The sequence below is a fragment of the Sporosarcina sp. FSL K6-5500 genome (assembly GCF_038005665.1).
Classification (GTDB): domain Bacteria; phylum Bacillota; class Bacilli; order Bacillales_A; family Planococcaceae; genus Sporosarcina; species Sporosarcina psychrophila.
Genome location: NZ_JBBOTP010000001.1, coordinates 1989719 through 2005731, shown reverse-complemented (window position 1 = coordinate 2005731; position 16013 = coordinate 1989719). Strand labels below are relative to the sequence as shown.

General features: G+C 39.1%; 18 protein-coding genes. 3 read left to right on the top strand and 15 right to left on the bottom strand.

What is annotated here, in order from left to right; all coding sequences use genetic code 11:
* Window positions 1-17: 17 nt before the first annotated feature.
* The 13 genes from MKX62_RS09380 to MKX62_RS09320 all read right to left on the bottom strand — a co-directional run bounded on the left by MKX62_RS09380 (window position 18) and on the right by MKX62_RS09320 (window position 11915).
* Window positions 18-1622 carry an extracellular solute-binding protein gene (locus tag MKX62_RS09380; RefSeq protein WP_187046480.1) on the bottom strand — a complete coding sequence of 535 codons (1605 nt, stop codon included), beginning with the start codon at window positions 1620-1622 and terminating at the stop codon, window positions 18-20.
* 18 nt (window positions 1623-1640) lie between these two features.
* Window positions 1641-2516, bottom strand: a complete 876-nt coding sequence (locus tag MKX62_RS09375; RefSeq protein ID WP_187046479.1) for a carbohydrate ABC transporter permease — start codon at window positions 2514-2516, stop codon at window positions 1641-1643.
* A gap of 20 nt (window positions 2517-2536) precedes the next feature.
* The gene (locus MKX62_RS09370; RefSeq protein WP_187046478.1) at window positions 2537-3472 is read right to left on the bottom strand and encodes an ABC transporter permease; all 936 of its coding nucleotides are present in this window, start codon (window positions 3470-3472) and stop codon (window positions 2537-2539) included.
* 116 nt (window positions 3473-3588) lie between these two features.
* Window positions 3589-4554: a LacI family DNA-binding transcriptional regulator gene (locus tag MKX62_RS09365; RefSeq protein ID WP_340741291.1), complete on the bottom strand. Its 966-nt coding sequence runs from the start codon at window positions 4552-4554 to the stop codon at window positions 3589-3591.
* 328 nt (window positions 4555-4882) lie between these two features.
* Entirely contained in the window at window positions 4883-5191 is a 309-nt protein-coding gene (locus MKX62_RS09360; protein ID WP_340741290.1) for a hypothetical protein, read from the bottom strand.
* Window positions 5192-5352: 161 nt separating this feature from the next.
* Window positions 5353-5865 carry a YcxB family protein gene (locus MKX62_RS09355; RefSeq protein ID WP_340741289.1) on the bottom strand — a complete coding sequence of 171 codons (513 nt, stop codon included), beginning with the start codon at window positions 5863-5865 and terminating at the stop codon, window positions 5353-5355.
* A gap of 88 nt (window positions 5866-5953) precedes the next feature.
* Entirely contained in the window at window positions 5954-6271 is a 318-nt protein-coding gene (locus tag MKX62_RS09350; protein ID WP_340741288.1) for a hypothetical protein, read from the bottom strand.
* The gene (locus MKX62_RS09345; RefSeq protein WP_340741287.1) at window positions 6264-7166 is read right to left on the bottom strand and encodes a DMT family transporter; all 903 of its coding nucleotides are present in this window, start codon (window positions 7164-7166) and stop codon (window positions 6264-6266) included. Before MKX62_RS09345 ends, MKX62_RS09350 begins: the two co-directional genes overlap by 8 nt.
* Before the next feature lie 61 nt (window positions 7167-7227).
* Complete coding sequence (locus tag MKX62_RS09340; RefSeq protein WP_340741286.1) at window positions 7228-8244, bottom strand: NAD(P)H-dependent flavin oxidoreductase; 1017 nt, start codon at window positions 8242-8244, stop codon at window positions 7228-7230.
* Between the two features lie 516 nt (window positions 8245-8760).
* Window positions 8761-9849: a copper resistance D family protein gene (locus MKX62_RS09335; RefSeq protein ID WP_340741285.1), complete on the bottom strand. Its 1089-nt coding sequence runs from the start codon at window positions 9847-9849 to the stop codon at window positions 8761-8763.
* Between the two features lie 3 nt (window positions 9850-9852).
* Window positions 9853-10407 carry a copper resistance CopC family protein gene (locus MKX62_RS09330; RefSeq protein WP_340741284.1) on the bottom strand — a complete coding sequence of 185 codons (555 nt, stop codon included), beginning with the start codon at window positions 10405-10407 and terminating at the stop codon, window positions 9853-9855.
* 153 nt (window positions 10408-10560) lie between these two features.
* Complete coding sequence (locus MKX62_RS09325; RefSeq protein WP_340741283.1) at window positions 10561-11724, bottom strand: PstS family phosphate ABC transporter substrate-binding protein; 1164 nt, start codon at window positions 11722-11724, stop codon at window positions 10561-10563.
* Window positions 11725-11780: 56 nt separating this feature from the next.
* Window positions 11781-11915, bottom strand: coding sequence for a DUF5412 family protein (locus tag MKX62_RS09320; protein WP_445683526.1), 135 nt, complete (start codon window positions 11913-11915; stop codon window positions 11781-11783).
* A gap of 378 nt (window positions 11916-12293) precedes the next feature.
* Here MKX62_RS09320 and MKX62_RS09315 point away from each other — a divergent pair, with 378 nt between their 5' ends.
* Both MKX62_RS09315 and MKX62_RS09310 read left to right on the top strand, forming a co-directional pair.
* A complete protein-coding gene (locus tag MKX62_RS09315) occupies window positions 12294-13340 on the top strand; it encodes an ArsR/SmtB family transcription factor (protein ID WP_340741281.1) in 1047 nt (348 codons plus the stop codon).
* A gap of 21 nt (window positions 13341-13361) precedes the next feature.
* Window positions 13362-14606, top strand: coding sequence for an MFS transporter (locus MKX62_RS09310; RefSeq protein ID WP_340741280.1), 1245 nt, complete (start codon window positions 13362-13364; stop codon window positions 14604-14606).
* A 35-nt stretch (window positions 14607-14641) separates the two neighbouring features.
* On the opposite strand, the gene MKX62_RS09305 is transcribed toward MKX62_RS09310, so the two are convergent.
* Window positions 14642-14833, bottom strand: a complete 192-nt coding sequence (locus MKX62_RS09305) for a YwbE family protein (protein WP_338653908.1) — start codon at window positions 14831-14833, stop codon at window positions 14642-14644.
* A 3-nt stretch (window positions 14834-14836) separates the two neighbouring features.
* Window positions 14837-15442, bottom strand: coding sequence for a class I SAM-dependent methyltransferase (locus MKX62_RS09300; RefSeq protein WP_340741279.1), 606 nt, complete (start codon window positions 15440-15442; stop codon window positions 14837-14839).
* 123 nt (window positions 15443-15565) lie between these two features.
* Between MKX62_RS09300 and MKX62_RS09295 the strand changes: the two genes are divergently transcribed.
* On the top strand, window positions 15566-16012 hold the full coding sequence (locus tag MKX62_RS09295) for a MarR family winged helix-turn-helix transcriptional regulator (protein WP_067204903.1): 447 nt from the start codon (window positions 15566-15568) through the stop codon (window positions 16010-16012).
* The last annotated feature ends 1 nt before the right edge of the window (window position 16013 follow it).

Sequence of the window (16013 nt, the reverse complement as noted above, 5' to 3'; positions counted from 1 at the left end):
TACTATTTCCTCCTCTGTTAGTTTGAATTTCGGTCATAGCCATCTTGTTTAATTTGTAGCCAAGTAGGGAAATTCAATCGATCTAGCTCCGCCAAATACTCGCCCCACTCTTCTTCTGCCTTTCCATTTTTAATCCACTCCGCTCGTTTTCTGTGGACATAAGCGAATAAATCTGCTTCGATTGTCGATAGCTCTTTTAACTCATCAAGAGAGAAAAATACTTTCGGATAAATATTGTCGGCATTCATATGCGGTGACATGACTTCCTTCATTAAATCCAATCTTTCTATTGCGTCATCTGGCTTTGTCGTAACAGTGCCATAGTATTCATCAAGAATAGCCAATGGTCCGCCAATATTTGTTTTTTGTCTTAGCTCAACGGGGGCAGTTCCTTCCAGTGCAAGATGTTTTAGCTTATTGGTATTCTCGTCAAACTCAAAGATATTTTGTTGCTCTGTATCTCCATAAGTTCCCCAGTTATTTTGCACAGATTGCACAGGATCATAAAGTTGGTCAATCCATTTAGCTGTTAACTCTAAGTTTTCATTGGCACTTGTGATAACCATTTTCCCTCTGTCAAAGCCCATGCCATTTGTGCGCGCAACATGGATATTACCTTCAGCATCAGCAAGCGGAGGCATCAGTTCATAGTGATCGTTGTCGCCACTAATGTTCGCTTTATCCCACGTGAAATATAAACCATATTTCTCGTCTTTTCCTTTTGCCACATACGTATTGAAGTCTTGTTCAAAAGCTTCTTCATCAATGAGGTTATTTTTATACAGGTCCGCAAAGTACATCATGGCATCACGGTAACCTTCGTCTGCTGCTGTAAAGATTACTTCACCGTCGTTGGAAACGACCGTGTGATCCCAATTATCCCCCAAGCCAAATGGATTGAACAAAAATGCAAGATCCTCCCCACCTTTGTTAATGATGAAAGAAAGCGGGATTTCATCGGCTTGTCCATTGCCGTTTGGATCGTCATCTTTGAAGGCTAGCAACACTTCTTTTAACTCTTCTACATTGGTTGGCATGTCCAATCCTAAGTTGTTTAGCCAATCCACGTTAATCCATGGAAACGTGTCAATGGAGTGAATGTTTTCTTTACCTGCTCCTAATTCCTCAATCCAAGGGAATGCGTAGATATGGCCATCTGTTGCCGTAATCATAGACCTGTATTCCGGTTTTGCTTCTAATACCTTTTGCAAATTCGGCATATACTGGTCGATGAGATCTTCCACGGGAATAATCGTGCCATCCTTCCCTAATTTTTGAAGATCATAGTCACTGTAAGCGGCGTCTAGAATAGCATCTGGCAAATCACCACTCGCAACCGTCAAGTTTCTCTTTTCAATAAATGAATCAGTCGTATAGTTTTTCCATTCAATATTGACACCCGACTTTTCTGCTAATCGTTTGTAAATTAGCTTTTCATTCGGGTCTGTCGGTGCTAAAGGTGAGCTTTGTGTCATGAATTTTAAGCTCACTGCTTCTTCCAATGGAAATGTGATATCTTTTAGCTCATAAGCTTCAGATGACGTGCCACTATCTTTGCTACATCCCGCAAATAATAATCCCGTCACGAGTAAAGCTGATAGTGCCTTGTTGCTCTTTTTCATACTAAAACCCCCATTTTTTTATTTTATTGAACCAACCATTACGCCTTTTTCAAAATACTTCTGGAAGAAAGGATACATAATGATTAGAGGTAAACTAGAAAGAATAATAGATGAGTATTTAATCATTTCCGACATCTTTTTCAACTCTGCCATGGCAAGCTGATCGCCAATCATACCAGGCTGTACTTCATTTTGGATAAGAATCGAACGTAACACCAATTGCAATGGATGCAATTTAGCATCCTCTAAGTAAATCATGGCGTCAAAATAAGAATTCCATTGTCCTACAAAGGCATATAAGGCAAGAACAAAAATAATCGGTTTAGATAGCGGTAAAATAATCTTGAAGAATATAAGTAAATCAGATGCCCCGTCGATTTTTGCCGCTTCCTGTAGTTCCTTTGGAATGGCTTTGAAATATGTTCTAGCTAAAATAATATTCCAGACACTAATCGCACCTGGCAAAATAATAGCCCATATGCTATTTAACATCCCTAGATCCTTGATCACTAAATACGTCGGGATTAAACCACCACTGAAAAACATTGTGATAAGGAAGAAAATCATAATGACTTTCGTACCCCTAAAGCCCTCAACCGATAATGGATAAGCAGCTAGTATGGAAACAATAACTGTCACCAAAGCAAATCCAACTGAGTACAGAATCGAGTAAAAGAACCCTCTAATAATCGCTTCGTTTTGCAAAATTTTCACATAGCCTTGCACACTCCAATCGTCCGGATTGAACGATATGCCTTTACTTAGCAAAACGTTAGGTTCTAAAAATGAGGCTAACAGCACATAGAGCAAAGGCAACAGAATAATCAACGTCGCAATAATGAGGAAATACTTATTTATCATGAGCAGAAATCGATCTTTTTTCGAATAATTCATATCTCTATCTTGTCCCCCTTTTAATAAAGACCTTCACCTTCATTTAGTTTTTTAACTACGTAGTTCACAAAAATAAGCAAAATCACATTGATAATGGAGTTAAATAATCCAACTGCCGATGAGTATGCATAGTCTCCGGCTTGTAGCCCCACTTTGTAAACATAGGTTGCAATAATTTCAGACGTTGGAATATTCATGGCGGTTTGCATCAAATAGGCTTTCTCAAATCCAATGCCCATGATTCCACCTGCCGCCAGGATAAATAGAACAGCCATCATAGGTTTTAATGTCGGAAGATCGATATGCTTTACTCTTTGCAACAATGATGCTCCATCAATGGTTGCTGCATCATGTAGCTGAGGATCCACATTAGAAAGCGCTGCCACATAAATGATAGAAGCCCAGCCTGCACCTTGCCAAATACCCGAAAGAATATAGATGGATACAAATGCATCTGGATCAGACATGAACGAAATCGGCTTGTCCATGAAAAACGATAAAATCGTATTAATAGGTCCCGTTGGTGACAAGAAGATAAATAGCATCCCTGTAATAACAACAACTGAGATAAAATTCGGTGCATACAGAATGAGTTGAATATTTTTCTTAATGGATGCTCGTTTCACCTGATTTAACATTAATGCCAGAATAATCGGTACCGGAAATCCTAACACTAACCCGAAAACACTTAGTTTAAGCGTATTCATAAAAATGTCTCCGAAGTTTGGGGACGTTAAAAATTTTGTAAAATGCTCAAACCCTACCCAATCACTTCCCCATATCCCTTTCATAGGACTAAAATCTTTAAAGGCAATAATTGATCCGTACATTGGAATATATTTAAAGATAATTGTCAAAATAATCGCTGGAGCTAAAAATAAATACAGCATATAGTTTTGTTTCATATACTGAAACAAACTTTTTCTCTTACGGTTTGTTTTTGAATCAGTAATCATCTCTATACATAGCCCCCTTAAGTATTTTTTGATTTGTGAGTTAATAGTATGTTAACCGCTTTCATATGTCAACCGCTTGACATAAAATAAAATAAAAAAACCTAATCCCATGAAAATTAGGTCGTCTCATTGATTAATAGCTGAACTGGCAACACCGTTTCATACGGACCTGAAAGTTCCGAGTTATCAATCATATCCATTAATTTTTTCACAGAAGTTTTAGCAATTTCCTCAATTGGTTGTTTAATCGTCGTGAGCTGAGGTAATAAGCTCCTCGTCGTTTTTGTTCCATCATAACCAATGACCTTTAATTGTTCGGGTACTTGAATGTTCAATTCTCTTGCAACTTGCAAACAGGCGGCTGCCATCAAATCATCACTGGCGAATATGCCATCTGTTTCAGGGCGTTCCAATAAAATTTTTCTGATTGATAATACAATATCCTCTTCATCAAACTGCAGTTCATATGTAACGGGATTATCGACCAGATCCTCATAAGCTTTTCTTCTATATTGGGTGGGGGTTTCTAATTCAAGAGGACCATTAATATGAATAATTGACAGACATCCTCGATCGATTAAATGCTGAACCGCCAATTTTCCACCCATATAATTATCAGAACCGACTACAGGTATTGTCGGTGCCAAGTAATGGTCAATCGCAACAATCGGGAGCTTCGGGTACTTATACGTATCGATTCCCCGGTTATACGAACAAACAAGAATACCGTCTACTTGATGTCGAATCAGCATCGTCGAATAAGCCTTCTCTTTTTCAAATTGCCCTGAACTATTACAAAGAATAATTTTATACCCTAAAGATGAGCAGATATTTTCAATATACAACGATAATTCTCCAAAAAAAGGATTACTAACCGTCGGAACGATTAGTCCGATAAAATTCGTTCTCTTTTTGAACAGAGACCTTGCAACGTCATTCGGGTAATAATCCAATTCTTCGATGGCGTCCTCTACTTTTTTCTTCGTCAGCTCACTAATGTAACCTCTATTATTCAATACCCGAGATACAGTCGTTGGGGACACCCCGGCTGCTTTCGCAACATCTTCTAATTTAACTTTCATAATATGTCTCCTCATATATAAAGTATATTTATTCCCAATATTAATTACATCTTAGCATATATTACTATTTAGTACGGGCCAAGGAAGCCACTTACAAGCAAAGTCGTAAGATAAAACGCAAAAACCCCGTCCTTCTTCATCGACGGGTTTTCTTGTCTATGCTGCGTTATATAGGTTGAAATAAAGAATTCCATTGAATCCGCTATGGTGGGAGGCCCCCCTATGAAGGCTTCTTCGCTCAGTTTTAAAAAAGGCACTGGCACTAAAACAATCATGTCATTTCAAACAAATGGGATTGTTTGAACTTTCACGACTGAACGAGTGCCTGTCACCTTTTTTCTGCCCCATTGGAATACAGCTCTTTTTCAATTTGCACCCATGCTTTTAACTGTTCCCGCCCTGGGTATGATTCTTCGTATTTTTTATGTTCTTCCAACAACTCAATTCCTTTTTGAGTTAAACGGGCTGCATTTAGAGAGAATTCATCATTTATCCTTAAAACTCTCTCTAGATACCCTTTGTTCTCTAAAAAAAAGATATTGTTTTCAAACTCTCTTTCTTTTAACCCGTAATCATTTGCTTTAGGTATGAAGCTTTTCCTATGAATTTCCCTTAAAATGCTATAACCCGCTCTCAACCAAGTCCCACCTTTGATAAACCGTAATGACGGTACGAAAAATGTATACTTTTCACTTCAGCAGGCAGAAATTAAAGTGCTAAAAGAGTGAATACATTTTCGGTGTATTTTTATTCTCCCTTCAAAAAAACTTCTATGCATTTAGTTCTTCAATTGCTTTTTTACTGCATTAAATTCGATTGGATATATTGTCTCATTTCGTCTACATCATCTATCTCTCTTTTAGGCAGGATATAGGAACTCACTGAACTATTGTAAAGAAAGAAATATCCATCGTCTTCTTGGAAACTTGTAATGCCTAACCAAGTTACTTTTGTTTCTTTATTTGAAGACGTATCCATTAATCCTTCTTCCGTCAATTTCAGTTGATGATTCCCTATTAGGCCATCATTGTTACCTTCTTTAATCATTTTCTTAGCATTACGGGCAATGAGGCCATAAAAGTACTTCGGATAAAACATAACCCATAGAATACTCGTTACTAAAAAAATGATAAACAGCGGTAGAAACGGCATGTCACTTATCAAGGAGTAAATATAGGAGATAATGATAAAGAATAATGGCGTTATAAACCTTTGTAACGCCAACGCCCGCTTACCAGTTTTAGAATTTTTGATGTGATACAAATTGAAGTGTATGTAATCTTCCTCAGTTAACTTGTAGTGTATTTCCATTGTAATCTCCTTTTTCTTTAAATCATCTTTTCCGTGACTGTCATCGAAAATTTACTGTCTAGGATTGAGAGGGATGGACACTCCCTATCTACTTTTCCAATTTTCTTTCAAACCTAAAGTAAGAGTATATTCTATATAACACTGGAAGTAAGGCTATAATTGAGACCCACTTCATCGAACCAAAAGCAAATCCGATACTCACTAAGACTGCGGCGACAAACAAAAAGTTACCCGGAAAACCGTTAAGTGGTTTATTGTCTAAAAAAAGTCCCCTGAACCCTTTCAAGTCTTTCACATAACAATCTTCATGATAAGCGACTATAACAAAAAATAAAGTTGCGGTTACTAAATCTCCCCTAAACTTAATTTCTTTAGAACATTTTTCACAATAAACAGCCTTAGACACCGTCATCCCGCCTTTCAAGCATTCCGTTCAGCTGTTTCTTTTTCAAAAAACTAAGCTTCGTCTCGGATAATACAATCGCTCCAAGAATAAGGATGGCACCAATTCCCATTTTCACCGTCATCACTTCACTTAAAATCGCAACGGAAAATGCCATGCCCCAAAATGATTCGGTGGATAGAATGATTGCCGCTTTTGTTTCCGTTATGTACTTTTGGGCAACTGTCTGTAATAGAAATGCGATTGTTGTCGAAAAAACTGCCAGATAGAGGAGTGGAATCAAACCTTCCGTTTGCGTAGAAAAAGTTGTTTCACCTTTAAATACTACAAACAGACACCCGATGACTGCTGCTGCCATCATTTGAATAATCGTTAGCTGGATAGGGTCCTCGTCTTTTACAAATTTAGAGGTGTAGAAAATATGGAAAGCAAATCCAACTGCACAGCATAATGTTAGTAGATCCCCTACGTTGACTTCAGAAGAGAATTTAAGTGATAGTACCGCTACTCCGATTATCGCCATAAATGCCCCACAGAGTTCAAAAATATCGATTTTCTTTTTATAAATGACGAGCCCTATAAAAGGAACAATAACTACATTGATAGCAGTTAAAAATGCATTCTTTGAAGGTGTCGTATATTGTAAACCTACCGTTTGAAGCGCAAAGGCGATATAGAGGAAAATCCCCAATATCGACCCTTTTATAAATGTGCTTTTCTTTATCGTTTTTAGCCGTTTATTAAATACGATTCCTAAAATGAGTACGCCGATTAAAAAGCGCCCTGCCAGTATTTGATACGGCGTGTAGTATTCCAAGGCTACGGCACTGCCCACAAACCCGCTGCCCCAAATAATTGCTGTAATGATAAGTCCAATTTCCCCAATATATTTCCGCATATGATGCACCGCCGTTTTTATATCTAGTGTACCAAATCAGATTGACGAATGGACTATGTTGTTAGACAAATCTTTCAATAATGTTCTTGAGTTTTCCACTGGTGCTTAAATGCACACTTTCACCCGCCCATAATGACATGAATTCAGTATCCCCTTGCTTTGCCGCCTCTTTACGAATCTCTTTTGTTAAATCATTCTGAAATGGGTACGGAGCAATGATTGCTTCATTCATTTCACTGATGAAGCGGTTGCTAATTCCGCGTGCCATTTTACCGGAGAACGCCTTTGTTAACACTGTACATCTTTTATCCACGTCCAAAACTGCCTGCTTATAAAGCGGATGTGCACCACTTTCGTCAGCAGCTAGAAGTACAGTTCCGATTTGAACAGCTTGTGCCCCGCTAGCTAACAGATCCACCATTTTTTCTTTACTTGCAATGCCGCCCGCTGCAATAACTGGAAGTCGAACGGAGGAGACTACTTTCAGCAGTAATTCATTCAATGAAATCAATTTTAATTCGCCTACAAAGGAACCACGATGCCCACCTGCTTCACTACCTTGTACTACAACCGCATCCATTCCCACCTGCTCCGCCAGTTCTGCCTCTTCTATTGAAGTCGCTGTCCCTATTAGAAATACATCATTTCCCTTCAATAATTGCACAGTTTTTTCGTCCGGCAGTCCGAAAGTAAATGAACAGACTTTCACACCTTCTTCTATTAGTACCTGAACTTGCCCTTCAAATTCCGTTTTTGAAAATGGCGTATTCCACTGAGGAATCCCGAGTTCCTTACCTATCGGTTGGAGTGCTTCATATGCCCCCCGTAATTGCTCCTGACTCGGATTCACCGTTTCTGGAACAAACAAATTCAACGCAAATGGCTTCATCGTAAGACTTTTCACTTCACGAATGAAATTCCGCGTCTCTTCGGCCGAAAGATACCCAGCCCCAATTGAACCGAGAATCCCCGCTTCTGCAGATGTTGCTACAAACTCTGGCGTCGTCACACCCGCCATTGGTGCTTGGATGATTGGATGCTCGATTCCTAACATTGCCATCAAATTCAGCTTATTCATTCGACTCTCCTCCAATTCTCTGCGTTCAACGTAAATACCGCTATATATGTTGGACAAATGAAACCTATATTAACCAAATGAAGGCGCCTCACAAGGGGTAGCCACTGAAAAAGTTCTTTTTTATAGTAAAAACTAGTTGATTGTAGTGAAGAGCGGCGACTCCAGCGGGAACAGCGCGAGCTGAAGACCCCGCAGGAAGAGCCGTTACGAAGAACGGCTTTTGCGAGCAAAAGCGCTAGCGTTGGGAGCACGGGGCAAGAATGCCTTAATTTCTGCAAAGAACGCAGAAATACGGCAAATCGAACCCTTTGCTGTTCGATTGGCTGAAGCCGTGCCCGCGGAAAGCGTCCGCTCGGAACGGAAATCAACGGGATTGAAGGAAATCGTACTTTTTCAGTGCCCTCGCTTAGTTCAAGAGGCATCCCGAAGCGAATTCACTAGAATTCTTTATTTTAATCTCTATAGTACCCATTATATAGAAAAAAAGGTAGCTAAGTCAGCTACCTTTCACTTTTTCTATTGGATACTAAGTAGTAAAGCTAAATAACTTGTAAAGATGAAAAGAATACTCAAAATGAAAGTTACGATTACCGGTGCTTTCTTAATAAATGAGTACACAGTTAAAACGACGAAAAGAATCGCTAACAGTATAAGAGAGAGACCTGTGGCATTTGCTACAAGTTCGACATTCATTCCTTGCTGAAACTGACCTTGATAAAAGAAACTGAACAGCTTGGAAAGTCCTTCATTTTTCAATATGTTTTCGCTAGGCGGCGATTGTTGACCTAATGCAGCCGTTATCGAAAAAACAACCAAAATAAGTATGCTTTCCACTCTTGTCCAAGGTATTGGATTAAAGTCATTATCCTTAAATAACTTCTTTCTAATAAGTATGCTGTTGATCCCTGCATATACCAGTAATGGAATGATCGTTAAATGTTTTAATAACAATAATTGACCATACGGAAGCATCCACGCATTGGCATATTCATTAAACTCCACTACAAATGTCATTAAAATAAGTCCTGACACAATGGTGATGCTAAAACAAATAATGGCAACAGGCGAGAACCATTTCAAGAAATTCAACCAGTTTGAATGATCTTTTGAAAACCAGCTAACTACAAGCAAGATTCCTACCCAAATACTCACCGCTGTAAAATGGCTTGTATGCGTTAAAAATCCTTTGACATGATCAAGGGAACTAGCGTGACTAGCCCAACCAATTCCCATGATTAAAATGACAACAAAAATGATTCCTATATAAGAGTAGATTGGTTTCTCACGATCATCAAACCAAACGATAAAAATGAACAAGACATTGACAACTAGAAAAGTGAAAATCCATGCTTTGCCGACTTCAAAAGTAAGTAGAACTGTCTGTAGTGTTTCAGAAAGTCCCATATTCTCGTACAAATATATGATTAGCACTAAAACAGGCGCAAATGAGAACACTGCGATACCGAGTGTAGCTATAATTTGTACACTTCTTGGTATGTTTACTTCCGGTCGAAAAGAACTCGGTACTAGAGCTATAAGAAAACTTCCTATAAGAAGCGATACGCAAAGATATAAAAGTATTTCACTAACAATTACCATAAACATTTATTATTTTTTTCTCCTTAACCCGACGAAAATCCCCACAATAATTGCAATTAAGACAATAACGATTACAGGAATGAGATAAGAAGGTAATTGACTTTGTTCATTTGTTTTAGTATCTTCAACATTTTCTAATGGTGTTTCATCTTGATTTACATCCTGTGAATTGGCTTCGGCTTCGGATTCATTTTCAACTGCTGTTTCAGATACAGGAACATCTACAGTGAAAGAAAATTCTCCTGCAATCGGATGACCATCTGCTCCAATAATATTCCAAACAACTGTATAGTCACCATTTTCCAAGGCATTTGTAAACGTCCCTGTCATTTGCGTATCTGCTATGGAAATATCTTCAACTGGAATAGATTGGCCATTTGAATTACTGACCTCTAACGTTCCTCCTTGTTCGATTTTCCCTTCGTAGGTTAAGGCTATCTCGCGCATTTCTTCTGTAACAACTTCTCCATCTTCTGGGGAAGACGTTTCTAACCCTGTATGTGCCAGAGCACTGGTAGTAAAAATAAACATGAAGACAAATGTAATTAATAATAACTTTTTCACTGTAATACCTCCTAATTTAATTGCTGATTAAAACTACGAACTTAAAAACTTGAACATAATCAAATCAATTTCAGTGTAGCTTTTCGTTGTGAAAAATTCGTGAAGTGTTTTTATTCCTTATACTATTACGAGTAAAGCAATCCCGTTTTCAGCCTATCGGTTTGTAACATACCCCGTCTTCTCGATGATCGCCTGTCCTTGGTCAGACAAAATCCAATCGATGAATTTCTCGATATGCGGATTATCACTGCCCGCAGTCACGGCATAAATATCAGCCGTAAGAGGATAATCTTCAGACTGGATTGTTTCTGATGACGGTTCAATTCCTTCAATTTGAAGCAATCGGATTTTATCGTTAGTGACCATTTCGGTTGAATAATATCTGAAAGTAAAGCCTAATGCATTGTTGTAGTTCGTATAGTCCGATACCTCATCAATAATTCCTCCCATAAGATCAATCACATTTTCAACCGGAGGATCCATGATCGACACGTCACCCATCAGGTTTTGAAGTGCAGTCTGACTGCCGCTGTCTTGTGGCCGCTGGAATGCCCGTATCGCTTTTTTCTTTCCGCCTACGTCTTTCCAATTTGTTATTTCTCCGGAATAAATCCCTTTGATTTCATTCATCGTCAAGGTTTTTACAGGGTTTTTCGCATTGACGAAAAAAACGAACGCTTCTTTACCGATTGGTGTCAGCGTTAATTCTTTGCCAGCTCGTTCTGCTGATGCCAATTGAGTAGAAGAAGGACCTGCTACAAAAATCAGATCGACTTCCCCATCAATGAGCTTTTCGTAGGCTACGTTTGTCTTATTCGACATCACTTCGCTGTTATAAAGGTTGTATTCCTTTTCTGGATAGACTGCCTGTGCGAATCCAGCATACATTGGGTAAAGCGCGGTCGCACCATCTATGATAGGTAAATCCGATTCCAGCTTCAAGGTCGCTGGCTCGTCCAGTTTCATAGCTTTCGTCCCAGATGCGAACGGACTGTATTGTTGCAGGTTCACTTCTGTATCCTCCAACCTGTCCAAGTTCTGCTTATATATACCGGAAGCCGTGAAAGACAATGCCACAACGGCTATCAGCGCAGCAACGCCATAAAAAGCTTTTTTTCCGTTCGGATATTTCGTCCAACCTATCGTTTTGAATAGAATCAGAACAACCAGTATTACGTAGATTGCAATAAGCAAAGGTATTATATAATGCATATTCGGCGTTATGAATAAAACAGATATAAAAGCCAATGGCAACGCCACTATCGTCGCCGCTACAATAATCATTAGGATGGTTGCAATCATTAGGATGTTTTTCAAGCTGAGTCCCCCTTAGTATTAAAGCATTTCTGTATAGCGAACCTCATTTGAGCCCGTTACTGTTCTCTCCAATCATACACATCTTTTTGCGCATTAAGTTCAACACCGTTGATTGAAACTGTATTACTATCAATCCATACGATTTCCGCTTGATTTTCCCGGTTACTTTTAGAACAATCTTCATTGTGCACCCACTCCTATCGAGACGTTTCTTTCCATACAAATGTTTCCAATACACATTTGTTGATGAACCAATAAATGACTGTTTGCATTTGTGTTTAAACACTAGAAGCCCTATACACAGTTGCTCTCGGATCACTTTGGCCTGAACAACTACTGCATCATTATTGAGATTTCTTACTGCGGAGGGTGAACGCTCGTCCATCACTCTCAAACAAATCTAAAACAAACGTGATTTTTTAAACTTTCACGTTTGATGGATAAAAGTCACAACCTATCTATTTATGATTTATATGTCATAGTTCAAAATTAATTGAACAAAATATTCTAAAATTATTGAACTTCGCATTCCAAATAGGTATACTTTACCAAGTAGGAGGCGAATTAGTATGAATACACTAACAATTACAGGTAGAAAAAGAGAATCGTACAAAGTGGAGCTCGAGTATTCTCTATTATGGGAATGTGCATTAGGTATTGCAGCGATCACAAATACACCGCTGCTAGACACGCTCGAGAAAAAAGGTTCATTTGAAACACTTCGAAATGAAATGCCTGACGAGTTAGTTAGCGAACTGAATTACGTTGAAGAACACAATACATGGAAAAGTTTACTTCAACTTTTACACGCTTTTGAAAAAAATTCGAATGACATTGAAAAATTCAAGATTTATGTCAACAATTTAAGCGATGTGGAACTGAAGTATACTTGTCTCCCATACTTCGGAACAGATTTACAAGAAAGTAGGATGCTTGCGGCGAATGGTGATAAAGTTGCTGTCGATTTAATAAAACAAGTAGCAAAGGAAAACCCTTTTCTACCTGCTTATATTGACTTTATCAGCAATGTAAATGGCGTTGACTTTAAAAAGCATTTACTAACTGTCATGTCTTTGTGGACTGAAACAGTTCTTGATGCAGACACAAATCACTTGTTGGCCATCTTGGAAAGAGATCTCAATGAAAAAAGAAGTATGAAAGACAAACTGACGCCTGAAGAATTTGTTGCATGGGCCACAAATGGAACAGAGTATATTCCTGAGCCAAGCGTTCATCGTGTTTTATTGATTCCCCAATTGACGTACCGGCCTTGGACGATTGTATCGGATATTGAAGAAACGAAAGTTTTTTATTATCCGATTCCGAACACAAGCATTGATCCAACTGATAAGTACCTTCCCGATTACTTTTTAATTCAGAAACATAAAGCATTGGGAGATGAAGTCCGGCTCCGTATGGTTAAGCTTTTATCTGAACAAGATTGCACGTTAAAGGATATAACTGAGCAGCTCGAATTAGGAAAATCAACTGTTCATCACCATTTAAAAATTTTAAAGGCCGCCTCTTTAGTTGGTCAAAAGTCCTCCAATTATTATTTGAAAGAAAAGTCTGTTGCTTCCTTGCCCAAAGAGTTGGAACTCTATTTAACCCAATAATACTTGAAGGAGCCGCAGCTTATGAACACTACTGTCTTAAAAAATAGGGGCTTCGTTTCATTGTGGGCGGGGAGTGCCATATCCGAACTGGGCGGCTCCTTTGGCACGTTTTGCAATTCGATTATTGTTTATGAACTCACGGGGTCAAAACTGGCGTTGGGTAGTATGTGGTTACTGTACTTTCTCCCCTCAATCGTGTTTCAACTCGTCAGTGGGCCGTTCATTGATAAATGGAGTCGCAAATGGATTATGATTTTCTCACAGTGGACACGGGCATTGATTTTTCTGGTGCCACTTTTATCAATGTTCCTTGGCCATTTGGAAGTTTGGCATATCTATGTAGTTCAGGTCATCATTGGCCTTGTCACCCCACTTTACGTTCCTGCAAGTCAAGCGATTACACCGACAATCGTAGCTAAGGAACAGTTAAGTACGGCCAATGCTTATCTCGATGGTACAACGAGGCTTATGATGTTCTTGGCACCCATGGCTGGTGGAGTTGTTATTAATTATATAGGGACGGATTTCACTTTGTTACTCGTGTTTATATTACTTGCGCTAAGTGGATTTTTGCTGTTACGGATGGACGAGCAACGAGTTCCGCAAGATATACGGAAGACTTGGTTGGAACAATTCCAGGAAGGTATCCATTACTTTTTTAAAGAACGAACAATCGTGTGGCTGGGAATCTTCCTTGCATTCGTCCAATTTGGCGTTGGTGTCACAATGGTGATTAATTTACCGTATATCACGGATGTGCTGAAGGGGAATTATGAAGATTATGGCCTCTTTATGGCTGGCTTTCCATTGGGTTATGTCATCGGATCTCTGTTAATTGGAAAGATAAAATTCCGAAGTCGAAGAATGTTCATGTTAGGATCCCTAGTAATCGGTGGATTAACCTACATTTCGTTAGGAATTATTAATGCAATCATTTTAGCGATTATCGTCGAAATTATTGCAGGAATTATGATGGCTTTCTTCAGTATTCACAACATCACAATTTGTCAGCGGGCGATTCCGAATCATATGATGGGGAAAGTGATGTCGGTTAGATTAGTAATTAGTAGAACGGCAATGCCAATTGGGATTGTTTTTGGAGGTATTGTTAGTGAGTTATGGGGAATTAGACCTTTATATATAATGATTGGATTAGCGATAAGTTTGGTATCTATCATTGGTATCGTCTTTCCTTATTTCAAGTTCATTGATGGTCCACCCCAACCTGAATTATTACCTAAAAAGAATAACTACGCGCGGCAATAGACTGCGCATGGTTATCCTTTTTAGGCCTTTTCTTATTATAAAATCTCGCAAACCCGTCCAACTTGTCCGTCTTCTAAGCGTACTTTAATGCCATGCGGGTGGAAACTTGAGTTCGTCAATAAATCTTTAACGACACCTTCCGTTTTCGAGCCCGACCGCTGATCTTTTTTCAAGATAACTGCTACTTTTAAGCCTGGTGTTACATCTGCACGATTCTGTCCATTCATATATTATTCTTCCTCTCTTTTTTGAAACATACTTTGCACGACGTGTGCGGTTCCTGTATGAAGTTGGCCTTCCACGCGATTGACTTCCCCGATATGGAAGTGTTTGACGAAATAACCATCGAATTGTTCGAGCATCTTAATAGGATTACACAGCATTTCTTCAACCCGTGGGCCGCCTGTTCCGTACTGGAGCTGTTCTTTCGTATACAACTCACTTACATAGCATCCACCAGGTTTTAATGCCTTTTTAATCCCTGCTAGTGTACGGTCCATAACGTTTCCCGGGAAATGTCCGAAGATATGAACGATGGCATCCCACTGCTCTTCTTCCCATGCCACTTCTGCCAAATCGTGCAGTTCCATTTTTACAACGACACCTTTTTCACCCGCCAACTGCTTTGTCTTCTCCAGTCCTGCCGGCGCATAATCCCATGCTGTCACATCAAAGCCAAGCGTTGCCAAGTAGACCGAATTACGCCCTTCACCTTCCGCGATACAAAGCACTTTACCCTTCGGTAATTGCTGTGCCGCCTCCACAAGAAATCCGTTGGGTTCTTTGCCATAGACGTATTCTTCAACGGAAAAACGTTCATGCCACATATTTGTCATAGCTTCTCAGTCCCCTTTGTATCTACTTCCTTCAGTTTATCATAAAATGGCCGATTACTTTGCCGTTGACATTTATTCGTTTACCCCCTAAACTACTATTATTGGTTTAGGGGGTAGACTATATTGAGAGAAAAACTACTAGAAGCTGTTGATTTATTCGAAGAAGTAATGATTTTCGGGACAGAACATGTTATTAAAAACATGGATATTCCCATTTGGAAAGAGTATTCTCCTGAGCAAATTCAAGTACTCAAAATCCTTTCTACTTATGGAGCACTTTCGAGCGGAAAGCTTGCCACAATTCAAGGTGTACATAAAAGCGCCGTCTCGAGCCGTTTAAAAAAGTTGGAGGAAAAAGGACTTGTGACATCCGAGCGTGACGAAAACGATCAGCGTGCCAAAATCATACGACTTACATCGGAAGGTATCGAGGTTCTTCAAACGTCCAATAATGCGGTCTATGAAAATATTGAAAAACTTTTTAAAGATCGAATTGATGAAAAGGAACTGGAGACATTCGTTGAGACCTTCCGAAAACTTAAAGAGATTTTACAAATGAAGGAGATGTAAT

Excerpts from the sequence above, each read along its gene's own strand:
- MKX62_RS09355 (WP_340741289.1), bottom strand. The coding sequence starts at position 5,865 with ATGGAAATACACTACAAGTTAACTGAGGAAGATTACATACACTTCAAT.
- MKX62_RS09315 (WP_340741281.1), top strand. The coding sequence starts at position 12,294 with ATGAATACACTAACAATTACAGGTAGAAAAAGAGAATCGTACAAAGTG.
- MKX62_RS09305 (WP_338653908.1), bottom strand. The coding sequence starts at position 14,833 with ATGAATGGACAGAATCGTGCAGATGTAACACCAGGCTTAAAAGTAGCA.
- MKX62_RS09335 (WP_340741285.1), bottom strand. The coding sequence starts at position 9,849 with ATGTTTATGGTAATTGTTAGTGAAATACTTTTATATCTTTGCGTATCG.
- MKX62_RS09380 (WP_187046480.1), bottom strand. The coding sequence starts at position 1,622 with ATGAAAAAGAGCAACAAGGCACTATCAGCTTTACTCGTGACGGGATTA.
- MKX62_RS09365 (WP_340741291.1), bottom strand. The coding sequence starts at position 4,554 with ATGAAAGTTAAATTAGAAGATGTTGCGAAAGCAGCCGGGGTGTCCCCA.
- MKX62_RS09345 (WP_340741287.1), bottom strand. The coding sequence starts at position 7,166 with ATGCGGAAATATATTGGGGAAATTGGACTTATCATTACAGCAATTATT.
- MKX62_RS09340 (WP_340741286.1), bottom strand. The coding sequence starts at position 8,244 with ATGAATAAGCTGAATTTGATGGCAATGTTAGGAATCGAGCATCCAATC.
- MKX62_RS09310 (WP_340741280.1), top strand. The coding sequence starts at position 13,362 with ATGAACACTACTGTCTTAAAAAATAGGGGCTTCGTTTCATTGTGGGCG.
- MKX62_RS09375 (WP_187046479.1), bottom strand. The coding sequence starts at position 2,516 with ATGAATTATTCGAAAAAAGATCGATTTCTGCTCATGATAAATAAGTAT.
- MKX62_RS09300 (WP_340741279.1), bottom strand. The coding sequence starts at position 15,442 with ATGACAAATATGTGGCATGAACGTTTTTCCGTTGAAGAATACGTCTAT.
- MKX62_RS09370 (WP_187046478.1), bottom strand. The coding sequence starts at position 3,472 with ATGATTACTGATTCAAAAACAAACCGTAAGAGAAAAAGTTTGTTTCAG.